Origin of the sequence: Micromonospora sp. DH13 (assembly GCF_020873825.1) — a bacterium.
Taxonomy (GTDB): Bacteria; Actinomycetota; Actinomycetes; order Mycobacteriales; family Micromonosporaceae; genus Micromonospora; species Micromonospora haikouensis.
This window is the reverse complement of the sequence record NZ_JAHWGR010000029.1, coordinates 45430-58949: the sequence shown is the minus strand read 5'-3', so window position 1 is coordinate 58949 and position 13520 is coordinate 45430. Positions and strand designations below refer to the sequence as shown.

Below are 13520 nucleotides of genomic sequence, written 5' to 3'. Positions count from 1 at the left end.
GCACACCTGCCCGGACCGGGACGGGGCTGTTAGGCTCCCATCCCAGCTATGGATATCGGGCGCTCGCCCGGCACCCACCCCGATCCGCCAGGGACCACCACCGGCGGCCCGCCTCGCGCAGGAGGAAGAAGTTGCTGTCCGCCTTTCTCAGTGCGTTCCGTACGCCTGACCTGCGCAAGAAGCTGCTGTTCACGGTAGGCATCATTGCCGTCTACCGGCTCGGCGCCACCCTGCCCAGCCCTGGTGTCTCGTACGGCAACGTCCAGAAGTGCCTCGACACCATCGGCAGCGCGAACACCGGGGTGCTGAACCTGCTGGACCTCTTCTCCGGCGGGGCGCTGCTGCAGCTCTCGGTCTTCGCGCTGGGCATCATGCCCTACATCACAGCGTCGATCATCCTGCAGCTGCTCACCGTGGTCATCCCGCGGCTGGAGCAGCTCCGCAAGGAGGGCCAGGCCGGCCAGGCGAAGATCACGCAGTACACCCGCTACCTCACGCTCGGCCTGGGCATCCTCCAGTCGTCGGCGTTCGTGGCGCTGGCCCGCTCGGGGCAGCTGTTCAACAACCAGTGCGACCAGTTCCCGATCGTGCCCAAGGGCACCGGCATCCCGGACTGGCTGACGCTGACGATCCTGGTCATGACGATGACCGCCGGCACCGGCGTGGTGATGTGGCTCGGCGAGCTGATCACCGACCGGGGCGTCGGCAACGGCATGTCGGTGCTGATCTTCACCTCGATCGCGGCCCGCCTCCCCAGCGAGGGCTGGCGGATCAAGACCCAGCAGGGCTGGTGGAAGTTCTTCCTGGTCCTGGCTCTGGTCCTGGTGGTCATCACCGCGGTGACGTTCATCGAGCAGGCGCAGCGCCGGATCCCGGTGCAGTACGCCAAGCGGATGATCGGCCGGCGGATGTACGGCGGCACCTCGACCTACATCCCGCTGAAGGTCAACCAGGCGGGTGTCATCCCGGTCATCTTCGGCTCGTCGCTGCTCTACCTGCCGCAGCTGGCGCTCCAGTTCTTCGACCAGACGAACCCGGGCAAGACCCAGGCCTGGATCCAGAACAACGTGGTCGACCCGTCGAGCCCGCTGCACATCGCGATCTACTTCCTGCTGATCATCTTCTTCACGTACTTCTACGTGTCGATCACGTTCAACCCGACCGAGGTCGCGGACAACATGAAGAAGTACGGCGGCTTCGTGCCGGGCATCCGCCCCGGCAAGCCGACCGCCGACTACCTCGACTTCATCCTCAGCCGGATCACCCTGCCGGGCGCGCTCTACCTGGGCATCGTCTCGATCCTGCCGAACTTCTTCTTCATCTGGCTGAACAGCGAGCAGTTCCAGAACTTCCCGTTCGGCGGCACCGCTGTGCTCATCATGGTCGGCGTCGGTCTGGAGACCGTGAAGCAGATCGAGAGCCAACTCATGCAGCGGAACTACGAAGGGTTCCTGCGGTAGATGCGACTCGTTCTGGTTGGCCCGCCGGGTGCGGGCAAGGGCACACAGGCGGAGTTCATCGCCGCTCACCTCTCGGTGCCGAAGATCTCGACCGGTGACATCTTCCGGGCGAACGTCTCGCAGGGCACGCCGTTGGGTGTCGAGGCGAAGCGCTACATGGACGCGGGCAAGCTGGTCCCGGACGAGGTGACCATCAACATGGTCCGGGACCGGCTCGCCGAGCCGGACGCCTCGGAGGGCTTCCTGCTCGACGGCTTCCCGCGCACCACGCCGCAGGCCGCCGCGCTGGACAAGCTCCTCGCCGACCTGGGCACCGCGCTGGACCTGGTGCTGGAGCTGGTCGTCGACGACGACGAGGTGATCCGGCGGCTGTCGGGCCGGCGCACCTGCCGGGGCTGCGGCAAGATCTGGCACGTCGAGTTCGACGCGACCACCCGGGACGGCATCTGCGACCGCTGCGGCGCCGAGCTGTTCCAGCGCGACGACGACAAGCCCGAGACCATCGCCGCCCGGCTGCGCGAGTACGCGGACAAGACCGCGCCGCTGGTCGACTACTACGGCGCCCAGGGCAAGCTGGTGGGCATCGACGCCACCGGCCCGGTGGAGGACGTCACCGTCCGCGCCATCGACGCCCTGCGCTCGTACGGCGGCTGACGGACGGTCGCACCGCGGCTGACGGAAGGTCGTCCGGCGACTGGCGGACGCCGGGGTCCCGGCGGATAGAGTGCGAACAGCGGGGTACGTGCGACGTGCCCCGCTGCTCCGCGCGACGAAAGGTAACGGCCCCATGCGTCGTCCCCAGCTGGTCATCCAGCTGAAGACCCCCGACCAGATCGAGAAGATGCGCGCCGCCGGCCTCGTGGTGGCCGAGGCGCTGCGTCGGATGCGGGAGGCGGTGGCCCCCGGGGTCAGCACCGCCGACCTGGACGCGATCGCCGAGTCGACCATCCGGGCGGCGGGGGCGGTCCCGTCGTTCAAGGGCTACCACGGCTTCCCGGCCTCGATCTGCTCGTCGGTCAACGAGCAGGTGGTGCACGCGATCCCGTCGCCCGCCCAGGTGCTCCGCGAGGGCGACCTGATCTCGATCGACTGCGGCGCGGTGCTCGACGGCTGGCACGGCGACGCGGCGATCACGGTCGGCGTGGGGGAGGTCGACCCGGCGCTGCTGAAGATGGCCGCGGTGGCCGAGGACGCGATGTGGGCCGGGATCGCGGCGGCGGCGCGCGGGGCGGCCAACGGTCGCGGCCGGCTCACCGACATCTCGCACGCGGTGGAGAACGCGGTCCGCCGGGGCGGCCGGTACGGCATCGTCGACGGATACGGCGGGCACGGCATCGGCACCGAGATGCACCAGGACCCGCACGTGCTCAACCACGGCCGGCCCGGCAAGGGCCCCCGGCTGGTGCACGGCATGGCGCTGGCCATCGAGCCGATGATCACGATGGGCTCGCCCCGCACGGTCGAGCTGGCCGACGGCTGGACCGTCGTCACCCGGGACGGGTCGATGGCGGTACACGTCGAGCACTCGATGGCGCTGCTCCCGGACGGGGTCTGGGTGCTGACCGCGTTCGACGGCGGCCGGGGGCGCCTGGGCGATCTGGTCACCGCCCGCCAGCCCGCCGACTCGCCGGCGATCTGACCGCCGGGCCCCGGAGACCAGCTGGTCGGGGTGACCCCGGTCACTCCCGGCCTCGGTCGGGGCGGGAAGTAATCCGGCCGGGTGACCTGACGGGTGGCCGGTTTGGCGGCGGCGTGCAGGCGGGCGTACACTTTCTGATCGGCGCACAGCGTCCACTCCGGCATGCCCACCCTGCGCTTCGGTGGGGCCGGAGCCGCGGCTGGCGCGGGCACCCGACAAGCGTCGGGGCCCGTGTAAGACGTTGTGGGCCGTCCGGAGTAACCGACGTCAGGACAGCGGAGGACATGCCGAAAAAAGACGGAGCCATCGAGATCGAGGGTCGGGTCATCGAGCCCCTGCCGAACGCCATGTTCCGGGTGGAGCTCGCGAACGGTCACAAGGTGCTGGCTCACATCAGTGGCAAGATGCGGCAGCACTACATCCGCATCCTGCCGGAGGACCGCGTCGTCGTCGAACTCTCGCCGTACGACCTGACCCGCGGGCGCATCGTCTACCGCTACAAGTAAGCGACCTGACGACGGCCGGGTAGTCCCCGTGTCCGTCCTCGACGTCCGGCGTCGCGCGTCGTCGCGCCTCCGGGCCAGATGGGAAGTAAGGCAACCGTGAAGGTCAAGCCGAGCGTCAAGAGGATCTGCAACAAGTGCCGGGTCATCCGCCGGCACGGCCGGGTCATGGTCATCTGCAGCGACCCGCGCCACAAGCAGCGCCAGGGCTGATCCAGCCCGACCGACCGTGAATCCACGGCCGGTCGGTCCGGTCCCGGCGTCGCAGATCCAGCCAACACATCATCAGCTCGTCCCAGCCGCGAGCGGTGCGCATCGCGTACCCCTGCGTGGTTGACCCCCGGTCGGAGGCCGGGGCCCGCTCGGGCAGCGGTCGTTCCTCCCGGCGCCACGGCGCCGGTCGGACGACCGGAGCGGGGTGGGGCGGGTGCAGACCTCCGCCAGGAAACCACAAGGAGTACGCCCGCACATGGCTCGTCTAGTCGGCGTGGACCTCCCCCGCGAGAAGCGGATGGAGATCGCGCTCACCTACATCTTCGGGGTCGGCCGCACCCGTGCCCTGGAGACGCTCGCCGCGACCGGTATCTCTCCGGACAAGCGCGCTCGGGACCTCACGGACGAGGAGCTGGTCCAGCTCCGCGACCACATCGAGGGCAACTACAAGGTTGAAGGCGACCTGCGCCGCGAGGTCGCCGCTGACATCCGCCGCAAGGTCGAGATCGGCTGCTACGCCGGTATCCGCCACCGCCGTGGTCTGCCGGTGCGTGGCCAGCGGACGCGGACCAACGCCCGCACCCGCAAGGGCCCGAAGCGGACCGTCGCCGGCAAGAAGAAGCCCGGCAAGAAGTAATTAGGAGCGCACAGACTTATGCCACCGAAGGCTCGTGCCGGAGCCGCCGTCAAGAAGGTCCGGCGCAAGGAACGCAAGAACGTCGCCCACGGGCAGGCGCACATCAAGAGCACCTTCAACAACACCATCGTGTCCATCACGGACCCGACCGGTGCGGTCATCTCCTGGGCCTCGGCCGGCCAGGTGGGCTTCAAGGGCTCCCGCAAGTCGACCCCGTTCGCCGCGCAGCTGGCCGCCGAGGCCGCCGCGCGTCGGGCGATGGAGCACGGCATGCGCAAGGTCGACGTGTTCGTCAAGGGCCCCGGCTCCGGCCGGGAGACCGCCATCCGTTCGCTGCAGGCCGTCGGGCTGGAGGTCGGTCAGATCTCCGACGTGACCCCGCAGCCGCACAACGGGTGCCGTCCGCCGAAGCGTCGCCGGGTCTGAGAGGTTAGAGAGAGATGGCTCGTTACACCGGTGCTGACTGCCGCCGTTGCCGGCGGGAGAAGATGAAGCTGTTCCTCAAGGGCAGCAAGTGCGATGGCCCGAAGTGCCCGTTCGAGTCCCGGCCGTTCCCGCCCGGGCAGCACGGCCGCGGCCGCACGAAGGAGACGGAGTACCTGCTCCAGCTCCGTGAGAAGCAGAAGGCCCGCCGCGTGTACGGCGTGCTGGAGAAGCAGTTCCGCGGTTACTACGAGGAGGCCGTGGCCAAGCAGGCCAAGACCGGTGAGGTCCTCCTGCAGATCCTCGAGTCGCGGCTGGACAACGTGGTCTACCGGGCCGGCTACGCCAAGTCCCGGGACATGGCCCGCCAGCTGGTCAAGCACGGTCACTTCACGGTGAACGGCAAGAAGGTCGACATCCCGTCGTACCGCGTCAAGGAGCACGACATCATCGAGGTCCGGGGCAAGAGCAAGGAGCTCACCCCGTTCATCGTGGCGCAGGCCGAGGCCGGCTCCAAGACGGTTCCGGCGTGGCTGGAGGCCATCCCGAGCCAGATGAAGGTGCTCGTGCACTCGCTCCCGGCCCGCCAGGTGATCGACACCCAGGTCCAGGAGCAGCTGATCGTCGAGCTCTACTCCAAGTAGTCGGGCTCGTTGCGGTGGTCCGCCCTGCGGGGCGGGCCACCGGAACGGTTTGTGTCGCGGACGTCAAATAGCGGGCGTCCCGGAAGAGAAGAGAAGACATGCTCATCAGCCAGCGACCGTCTCTGTCCGAAGAGTCGATCAACGAGACCCGCTCCCGGTTCACCATCGAGCCGCTGGAGCCGGGCTTCGGGTACACCCTGGGCAACTCGCTGCGGCGCACGCTGCTGTCGTCGATCCCGGGTGCGGCGGTCACCTCCATCAAGATCGACGGCGTGCTGCACGAGTTCACCACGATCCCCGGTGTCAAGGAGGACGTGGTCGAGCTCGTCATGAACATCAAGGAGCTGTGCGTCAGCTCCGAGCACGACGAGCCGGTCAGCATGTACCTGCGCAAGCAGGGCCCGGGCGACGTGACGGCGGGCGACATCCAGCCCCCGGCCGGCGTCTCGGTGCACAACCCGGACCTGAAGCTCGCCACCCTCAACGGCAAGGGCCGGCTCGACATGGAGCTGACCGTCGAGCGGGGTCGTGGCTACGTGACGGCGGCGCAGAACAAGCAGGCTGGCGCCGAGATCGGCCGGATCCCGGTCGACTCGATCTACTCGCCGGTGCTGAAGGTGACGTACCGCGTCGAGGCGACCCGGGTCGAGCAGCGGACCGACTTCGACCGGCTGATCATCGACGTCGAGACCAAGCCGTCGATGGGCCCGCGCACCGCGCTGGCCTCCGCCGGTTCGACGCTGGTGGAGCTCTTCGGGCTGGCCCGGGAGCTGGACGAGACCGCCGAGGGCATCGACATCGGGCCGTCCCCGCAGGACGCCCAGCTGGCGGCGGACCTGGCCCTGCCGATCGAGGAGCTGGACCTGACCGTCCGCTCCTACAACTGCCTCAAGCGCGAGGGCATCAACTCCGTCGGTGAGCTGATCGGGCGCACCGAGGCCGACCTCCTCGACATCCGCAACTTCGGCCAGAAGTCGATCGACGAGGTCAAGATGAAGCTGGCCGGGATGGGTCTGGGGCTGAAGGACTCGGCCCCGAACTTCGACCCGGCGCACGTCGTGGACGCCTTCGGTGAGGCCGACTACGACACCGACGACTACCGCGAGACCGAGCAGCTCTAGTCCCCGCTGCCGCCACACCTGAGGAGCACCAAGCATGCCCACGCCCACCAAGGGCCCCCGCCTCGGCGGCAGCCCCGCGCACGAGCGGCTGATGCTGGCCAACCTGGCCACCGCGCTGTTCCAGCACGGCAAGATCAAGACCACCGAGACGAAGGCCCGGCGGCTGCGTCCGCTGGCCGAGCAGCTCATCACCAAGGCCAAGCGGGGCGACCTCGCCTCCCGTCGGCGGGTGCTGGGCGTCGTCAAGGACAAGGACGTGGTCTACTCCCTGTTCGACCAGATCGCGCCCCGGTACGCGAACCGTCCGGGTGGCTACACCCGGATCGTGAAGACCGGTCCGCGCAAGGGCGACAACGCTCCGATGGCGATCATCGAGCTGGTCGAGGAGCTTCAGGTCGCCGAGCCGAAGGCGAACAAGAAGACCGCGACCCGCAAGGCCGCGCAGCAGGACAAGGTCGAGGCGCTCGCCCCGGCCGAGGAGACCCCCGCGTCGGCCGAGGCCGACCAGGACTCCGAGGCGCCGGTGTCGGCGTCCGGTGACACCGCCGCCGCCCGCGAGGACAGCGACGAGGCCGCCGAGGGCACCGAGAACAAGGCCTGAGCAACGGCAGCACCGTCGGGCCCGGCATCCCTTCCTGGGGTGCCGGGCCCGACCCGTGAGGAGGTACGAGGTGGACGATCGGGTCCGGCTGCGGCTGGCGGTCGCGTACGACGGGACCGGTTTCTCCGGTTGGGCGGCCCAGCCGACCCGGCGGACGGTGGCCGGCGTGCTCGCCGAGACCCTGGACCTGGTCCTCGGCGCGGGCGTGGCGACGGGGCTGACCGTGGCCGGGCGGACCGACGCCGGGGTGCACGCGACCGGCCAGGTCTGCCACCTCGACCTGCCGGCCGCCGTGTGGGCCGAGCACGAGGGGCGGCTGCTGCGCCGGCTGGCCCGGCTGCTCCCCACCGACGTGCGGGTGCGGGCGATGACCGAGGTGCCAGCGGACTTCGACGCCCGGTTCTCGGCGACCTTCCGGCGCTACGAGTACCGGGTGACCGACGCGCCCTTCGGCGCCGAGCCGCTGCGCCGGCACGAGGTGCTGGCCTGGCCGAGGCCGCTCGACCTCGACCTGCTCAACGCCGCGGCGGCGGGGCTGGTGGGGGAGCACGACTTCGCCGCGTACTGCCGGCGTAAGGAGCACGCCACCACCCTGCGCGAGGTGACCCGGCTGGACTGGCGGCGCGACCCCGACGGCCTGCTGGTCGCCACCGTCCAGGCCGACGCGTTCTGCCAGGCGATGGTGCGCAGCCTGGTCGGGGCGATGCTGGTGGCGGGGGACGGGCGGCGTCCGGTGCAGTGGCCGGGCAGCCTGTTGACCCGGCGGGAGCGGTCCAGCGAGGTGACGGTGGCCCCGGCGCACGGGCTCACGCTGGTCGCCGTCGGCTATCCCGACGACCCCGCCGAGTACGCCCGCCGCGCCGAGGCGACCCGCCGGCTCCGCGTGCCCACGGGCGGGCTCGCCGTCGAGGGCTGAGAGCCGCCCCGGCCGTTCCCGCCGTCGCCTCAGTCGTCCTCGCTGTCGCTGTCGTCCTCGTCGCTGCCGCTCGGGGTGGTCGTCGGCTGGCCGGCGCTGCCGCCGGTGGCCCGGCGCTCCAGCACCCCCTTGGTGAGGTGCGTCTCGATCAGATCGAAGAGGATCTCGCGTACCTTCGGGTCGGCGGACTTGACCGGTTCACCGTCGGCGCGGACCACGAGGCAGTACGCGAGGTAGTGGCCGCGTACCTGCCAGCCGACCCGGGCGGGGGCCTCGGTCAGCGCCTCGGTGTCGTCCCCGGCCGGCAGGCCGCGGAACCGGCCCTCCCGCTCGTCGAGCAGTTGCCGCAGCCGGTCCCGGACGCGCTGGGCGGTGGCCTTGTCGGTCAGGTTGAACAGCCCGGCGGTGAGCAGGTGGTCCCCGTCGGGGGAGCGCAGGCTCGCCCGGACCACCTGGTTGCAGCCGAGCGTGGCGAGCAGGTCCGCCACCTCGCCGCTGGCGGCGACCGCGCAGCTGCCGCTGGACTGGGTCTTGAGCACCTCGTACGGGTCCGCGCCGTCGCCGACCGTGACCTGCCGGCCGGGGAAGACCTCCTTGACCGTCAGGGGAGCGGAGTCGGTGTCCCGCGAGTCGATGTCCTGCCGTTCGGTCTGGGACGGCGACGGGGCGGCGGCGGCCGGCGGGCTCGGCGCGACCTGGGGGTCGGTGGCCCGGTTGGCCAGCAGCGCGGCACCGCCGAGGCCGCAGAGGGCGAACAGCGCCAGAACCGCCGCCCCGCCGAACACCACCTGCCAGAGCCGGGCGCCGTGGCGGCCGGTGTCCCGGGCGCGCCGGGACCGGGGCAGGTGCAGCGGTTGCGTGGTGGCGTACCCGCCGGCCGGCGGGGCGGGGCGGGGCGCGGCCGGCGGCGGTGCGAAGGCCGACGCCGGGGGCGGGGGCGGGGCGGCCGCGGGCAGCGCGATCCGGCTGGTCCGGGGCAGTGACGGCGTCGGGAAGCGGGACGGCGCGGGCCCGGTACGGGCGGGCGGGCGGTTCCAGGCCACCGACAGGTCCGACCCCGGCCCGGGGTGCCCCTCGAAAGCGTCCTCATCGGACTCGTACCGATACACCATGCGACCCAGAGTAGGGGCTATTGTCCCTTTAGGGGGTAATACCCGGAAACTGCGGCGGGTCCGTCGGGCCGCCCCGGCGGGCACGCGGCCGGGCCGCCACCCCGGACCCCGCCCGGCGGGCGGCGACGCCAGTGCGAGAATGCCGGGCGTGACCGGCGACCACTACTTCTCCGCTGAACCCGGAACCGCCGCCCGCCCCCGGGAGGTCGAGTTCACCGTCGCCGGGCGCGACTACACGCTGACCTCGGCCGGCGGCGTCTTCTCCGCCGACCGCCTCGACTCCGGCACCGCCGTGCTGCTGCGCAAGGCCGACCTGCCGGCCCCCGACGCCGCCGGGAACCTGCTGGACCTGGGCTGCGGCTTCGGCCCGATCGCCTGCGTGCTGGCCGGCAGCGCCCCGGCCGCCACCGTCTGGGCCGTCGACGTCAACGAGCGGGCCCGGGCGCTCACCGCCGCCAACGCCGAGCGGGTCGGCGCGGCCGACCGGGTCCGGGTCGCCGCCCCCGACGACGTGCCGGACGACGTGACGTTCGCCCAGCTCTGGTCCAACCCGCCCATCCGGATCGGCAAGGAGGGCCTGCACGAGCTGCTGCTGCGCTGGCTGCCCCGGCTCACCCCCGACGGCGTGGCCTGGCTGGTGGTCGCCCGCCACCTCGGCGGCGACTCGCTGCACCGCTGGCTGACCGAGCAGGGCTGGCAGGTGGGCCGGCACGCCAGCCAGAAGGGCTACCGGGTGCTGCGGGTCACCCGCTGACCTGCGCACCGGTAATCGGCTGTCGCCGGGCCGGCCCGCTCAGGCAGGATGCCCGGGTGGGATACGTGGACGTGGCAGCCGTGGGGCACATCCTCCCCGACGGCCGGGAGCTCTTCACCGACGTGTCGTTCCGGGTCGGCGAGGGCGCCAAGGTGGCCCTGGTCGGGCCGAACGGCGCGGGCAAGACGACGCTGCTGCGGATGGTCGCCGGCGACCTGCCGGTGCGCAGCGGCGGGATCGCCCGCTCCGGCGGGCTCGGCGTGATGCGCCAGTTCATCGGCATGATCGGCGACGACTCCACCCTCGCCGACCTGGCCCTGTCGCTCGCCCCGCCGGCGCTGCGCGACGCCGGCCGCCGGCTCACCGAGACCGAGGCGGCCATGCGGGCGGCCGAGCTGCGCGGCAAGTTCGGCAACGCCGCCGCCAAGGCCCAGCTCGCGTACGCGGACGCGCTCGCCGCCTGGGGCGAGGCCGGCGGGTACGACGCCGAGGTCGTCTTCGACACCGTCGCGACGATCGTCCTCGACACGCCCTGGGAGGTGGCCCGGGAGCGTCCGGTGCGTACCCTCTCCGGCGGCCAGCAGAAGCGGTTCGCCCTCGAACTGCTGCTGCGCGGCCCCGACGAGGTGCTGCTGCTCGACGAGCCGGACAACTTCCTCGACGTGCCCGGCAAGCGGTGGCTGGAAGACCGGCTGCGCGAGTCGGCCAAGTCGGTGCTCTACGTCTCGCACGACCGGGAGCTGCTGGCCCGCACCGCAGACCGGGTCGTCGCCGTCGAGGGCGGCAGCGCCTGGGTCCACCCGGGCGGCTTCGCGAGCTGGCACGAGGCGCGGGTGGCCCGGCACGCCCGCCTCGACGAGCTGCGCCGCCGCTGGGACGAGGAGCATCAGAAGCTGCGCGAGCTGATGCTGATGTACAAGCAGAAGGCCGCGTACAACGACGGGTTGGCGTCGCGGTACCAGGCCGCGCAGACCCGGCTGCGCAAGTTCGAGGAGGCCGGGCCGCCGCCCGTACCGCCGAAGGACCAGGACATCCGGATGCGCCTGACCGGCGGGCGGACCGGCAAACGCGCGGTGATCGCCGAGCAGCTGGAGCTGGACGGCCTGACCTACCCGTTCGACCTGGAGATCTGGTTCGGCGACCGGGTCGCGGTGCTCGGGGCCAACGGCACCGGCAAGTCGCACTTCCTGCGGCTGCTGGCCCGGGGCGGCACCGACCCGGACCCGGCCAACGGCCCGGTCGACGGGGCCGCCGCGCTGGCCCCGGTGGCGCACGACGGGGTGGTCCGGCTCGGCGCGCGGGTCCGGCCCGGCCACTTCTCGCAGACCCACGACCGGCCCGAGCTGATGCAGAAGACCCTGGTCGAGGTGCTGTGGCGCGGCGACGACCACCGGGCCGGGATGGACCGGCACGCGGCGATGGCCGCGCTGAGCCGGTACGAGCTGGCCGGGCAGGGCGACCAGCGCTTCGGCACCCTCTCCGGCGGCCAGCAGGCCCGGTTCCTGGTGTTGCTGCTGGAGCTGTCCGGGGCGACGCTGCTGCTGCTCGACGAGCCGACCGACAACCTGGACCTGGCCAGCGCGGAGGCGCTGGAGGCCGGCCTGGCGGCGTTCGCGGGCACGGTGATCGCGGTGACCCACGACCGCTGGTTCACCCGCTCCTTCGACCGCTTCGTGCTGTTCGGCAAGGACGGCGAGGTGACTGAGACCCCCGACCCGGTCTGGGACGTGTGAGGGGTAAGGAAGGGCCCCCTGTTAACGCATAACGGTGTAGAAGGGGCCCTTCCTTGCACCTGGCATAGGGTTGGCGCGTGACTGAGATGACGTACCGCCGGCTGGGCGACTCCGGGCTCGTGGTGTCCGTGGTCGGCATCGGCTGCAACAACTTCGGCCGCAAACTCGACCTCGACGGCACCCGGGCGGTGGTCGACGCGGCGCTCGACGCCGGCATCACCCTGTTCGACACCGCCGACATCTACGGCGAGCCGCAGGGCGCCTCCGAGGAGCTGCTCGGTCAGGCGCTCAAGGGCCGCCGCGACGAGGTGGTGCTGGCCACCAAGTTCGGCATGGACATGCACGGGGCCAACGGGGCGGACTTCGGCGCCCGGGGCTCCCGGCGCTACATCGCCCGCGCGGTCGAGGCGTCGCTGCGGCGGCTCGGCACCGACCACATCGACCTGTACCAGATGCACGAGCTTGACCCGGGCACCCCGATCGACGAGACGCTCGCCGCCCTCGACGACCTGGTGCGCGCCGGCAAGGTGCGCTACCTGGGCAACTCCAACTTCGCCGGCTGGCAGATCGCCGACGCCGACTGGGTCGCCTCGTCCAACGGGCACACCCGGTTCGTCAGCGCGCAGAACCACTACTCGCTGCTGGAGCGGGGCGTCGAGGCCGAGGTCATCCCCGCCTGCGAGCGCTTCGGCCTCGGCATGCTGCCGTTCTTCCCGCTGGCGAACGGCCTGCTCACCGGCAAGTACCAGCGCGGGGAGGCCGCCCCGGCCGGCAGCCGGCTCTCCGGCGGCGGCCGGTACGCCGAGCGCCTCGCCGCGGCCCGCTGGGACACCATCGAGGCGATCGGGGCGTACGCCGCCGAGCGGGGGCTCACCATGCTGCAGGTGGCCATCGGCGGGCTGGCCGCCCGGCCCGCGGTGACCTCGGTCATCGCCGGGGCCACCACCCCGGAGCAGGTGCGCGCCAACGCCGGTGCCGGCGCGTGGCAGCCCGACGACGACGACCTGGCCGCGCTCGACGCCATCCTCTGAGCCGGTCGACGGGACGGGGCCGGTCGACGAGGGACCGGGCCGACCGGCAGGGCCGAAACGAAAGAGGGACGCCGGGGCGACTCGCCCCCGGCGTCCCTCGTCCGGCTTCCGGCCCGGTCAGGCAGCCGGCCCCCCGGGCCCGGCCGGCCGACGCCGCCGCACGAGCAGCAGCGGCACCGCCCCCAGCAGCGCGACGGCGACGAGCCCGCCGGCCGCGTACGTCCACCAGCCGCCCCCCGACCGGTCCCGCTCGTCGGGCCCGGCCTGCACGGCGACGGGCCGTGGCGCGGGCGCCGTCTGGGCGGGGCGGGCCTGCACCGTCGCGGTCGCCGACGTCTTGTACGGGGCCGGCGCGGTGACCGTCACCCGCCAGCGACCGGGGGAGAGCAGCGGGCCGCTGGAGTAGAAGCCCTGCCCCTCCCCGGACATTTCGAGCTGCACCGGACCGGCCGTCCGGTCGCCCTCGCCCTTGGCGGTGAGGGTCAACCGCACCGGCTGATCCAGTCGGTGGCCGTCGGAGTAGACGGCCAGCACGGTGACCCCGCCGGCCCCGTCGCCGCCCACCGACAGCTTGAGCTTTCCGCCGTGCGCCGCCGCCGGGCCCGCCGGCAGCGCCACCAGGCACGCCGCGACGAGCGCGGCGGCGAGGATCCTGAGGGTACGCATCACACGTGCTCCACTCGCTCGGTTCGGGTGGGGCCGCCCCCGCCGTCGTGGTGCACGGCGGGAGCGG

The 13520-nt window shown here is 72.0% G+C and carries 16 protein-coding genes; 14 read left to right on the top strand and 2 right to left on the bottom strand.

Annotated features, from left to right (window positions below):
- Positions 1-131: 131 nt before the first annotated feature.
- From secY to truA, 11 genes are all read left to right on the top strand, one after another.
- Complete coding sequence (gene secY / locus LPA42_RS24455) at positions 132-1460, top strand: preprotein translocase subunit SecY (protein WP_043965532.1); 1329 nt, start codon at positions 132-134, stop codon at positions 1458-1460.
- Positions 1461-2114, top strand: coding sequence for an adenylate kinase (locus LPA42_RS24450; RefSeq protein WP_043965534.1), 654 nt, complete (start codon positions 1461-1463; stop codon positions 2112-2114).
- Positions 2115-2247: 133 nt separating this feature from the next.
- Positions 2248-3099: a type I methionyl aminopeptidase gene (map, locus tag LPA42_RS24445; protein ID WP_077938301.1), complete on the top strand. Its 852-nt coding sequence runs from the start codon at positions 2248-2250 to the stop codon at positions 3097-3099.
- 284 nt (positions 3100-3383) lie between these two features.
- A complete protein-coding gene (infA, locus tag LPA42_RS24440) occupies positions 3384-3605 on the top strand; it encodes a translation initiation factor IF-1 (protein WP_007073013.1) in 222 nt (73 codons plus the stop codon).
- A gap of 96 nt (positions 3606-3701) precedes the next feature.
- Entirely contained in the window at positions 3702-3815 is a 114-nt protein-coding gene (rpmJ, locus tag LPA42_RS24435) for a 50S ribosomal protein L36 (RefSeq protein ID WP_043965539.1), read from the top strand.
- Between the two features lie 256 nt (positions 3816-4071).
- Positions 4072-4452 (top strand): 30S ribosomal protein S13, encoded by a 381-nt coding sequence (gene rpsM, locus LPA42_RS24430; RefSeq protein WP_043965541.1) that lies wholly within the window; start codon positions 4072-4074, stop codon positions 4450-4452.
- Positions 4453-4470: 18 nt separating this feature from the next.
- Positions 4471-4878 carry a 30S ribosomal protein S11 gene (gene rpsK / locus LPA42_RS24425; RefSeq protein ID WP_007073011.1) on the top strand — a complete coding sequence of 136 codons (408 nt, stop codon included), beginning with the start codon at positions 4471-4473 and terminating at the stop codon, positions 4876-4878.
- Positions 4879-4892: 14 nt separating this feature from the next.
- A complete protein-coding gene (gene rpsD, locus LPA42_RS24420) occupies positions 4893-5519 on the top strand; it encodes a 30S ribosomal protein S4 (RefSeq protein ID WP_043965544.1) in 627 nt (208 codons plus the stop codon).
- Between the two features lie 98 nt (positions 5520-5617).
- Positions 5618-6640 (top strand): DNA-directed RNA polymerase subunit alpha, encoded by a 1023-nt coding sequence (locus tag LPA42_RS24415; RefSeq protein WP_007073009.1) that lies wholly within the window; start codon positions 5618-5620, stop codon positions 6638-6640.
- A gap of 34 nt (positions 6641-6674) precedes the next feature.
- Positions 6675-7241 (top strand): 50S ribosomal protein L17, encoded by a 567-nt coding sequence (rplQ, locus tag LPA42_RS24410; RefSeq protein WP_077938302.1) that lies wholly within the window; start codon positions 6675-6677, stop codon positions 7239-7241.
- A gap of 70 nt (positions 7242-7311) precedes the next feature.
- Positions 7312-8157 (top strand): tRNA pseudouridine(38-40) synthase TruA, encoded by an 846-nt coding sequence (gene truA / locus LPA42_RS24405; RefSeq protein ID WP_077938303.1) that lies wholly within the window; start codon positions 7312-7314, stop codon positions 8155-8157.
- Between the two features lie 29 nt (positions 8158-8186).
- Here truA and LPA42_RS24400 read toward each other — a convergent pair whose 3' ends face one another.
- Positions 8187-9269 carry a hypothetical protein gene (locus LPA42_RS24400; protein WP_228986891.1) on the bottom strand — a complete coding sequence of 361 codons (1083 nt, stop codon included), beginning with the start codon at positions 9267-9269 and terminating at the stop codon, positions 8187-8189.
- 148 nt (positions 9270-9417) lie between these two features.
- On the opposite strand from LPA42_RS24400, the gene LPA42_RS24395 reads away from it, so the two are divergent.
- The 3 genes from LPA42_RS24395 to LPA42_RS24385 all read left to right on the top strand — a co-directional run bounded on the left by LPA42_RS24395 (position 9418) and on the right by LPA42_RS24385 (position 12787).
- Entirely contained in the window at positions 9418-10023 is a 606-nt protein-coding gene (locus LPA42_RS24395; protein ID WP_077938312.1) for a class I SAM-dependent methyltransferase, read from the top strand.
- Positions 10024-10079: 56 nt separating this feature from the next.
- Entirely contained in the window at positions 10080-11756 is a 1677-nt protein-coding gene (locus tag LPA42_RS24390; protein ID WP_077938305.1) for an ABC-F family ATP-binding cassette domain-containing protein, read from the top strand.
- Positions 11757-11842: 86 nt separating this feature from the next.
- Entirely contained in the window at positions 11843-12787 is a 945-nt protein-coding gene (locus tag LPA42_RS24385) for an aldo/keto reductase (protein ID WP_077938306.1), read from the top strand.
- Positions 12788-12904: 117 nt separating this feature from the next.
- Here the strand turns inward: LPA42_RS24385 and LPA42_RS24380 are convergent, their stop codons facing one another.
- Positions 12905-13453: a hypothetical protein gene (locus LPA42_RS24380; protein WP_077938313.1), complete on the bottom strand. Its 549-nt coding sequence runs from the start codon at positions 13451-13453 to the stop codon at positions 12905-12907.
- Between the last annotated feature and the right edge of the window lie 67 nt (positions 13454-13520).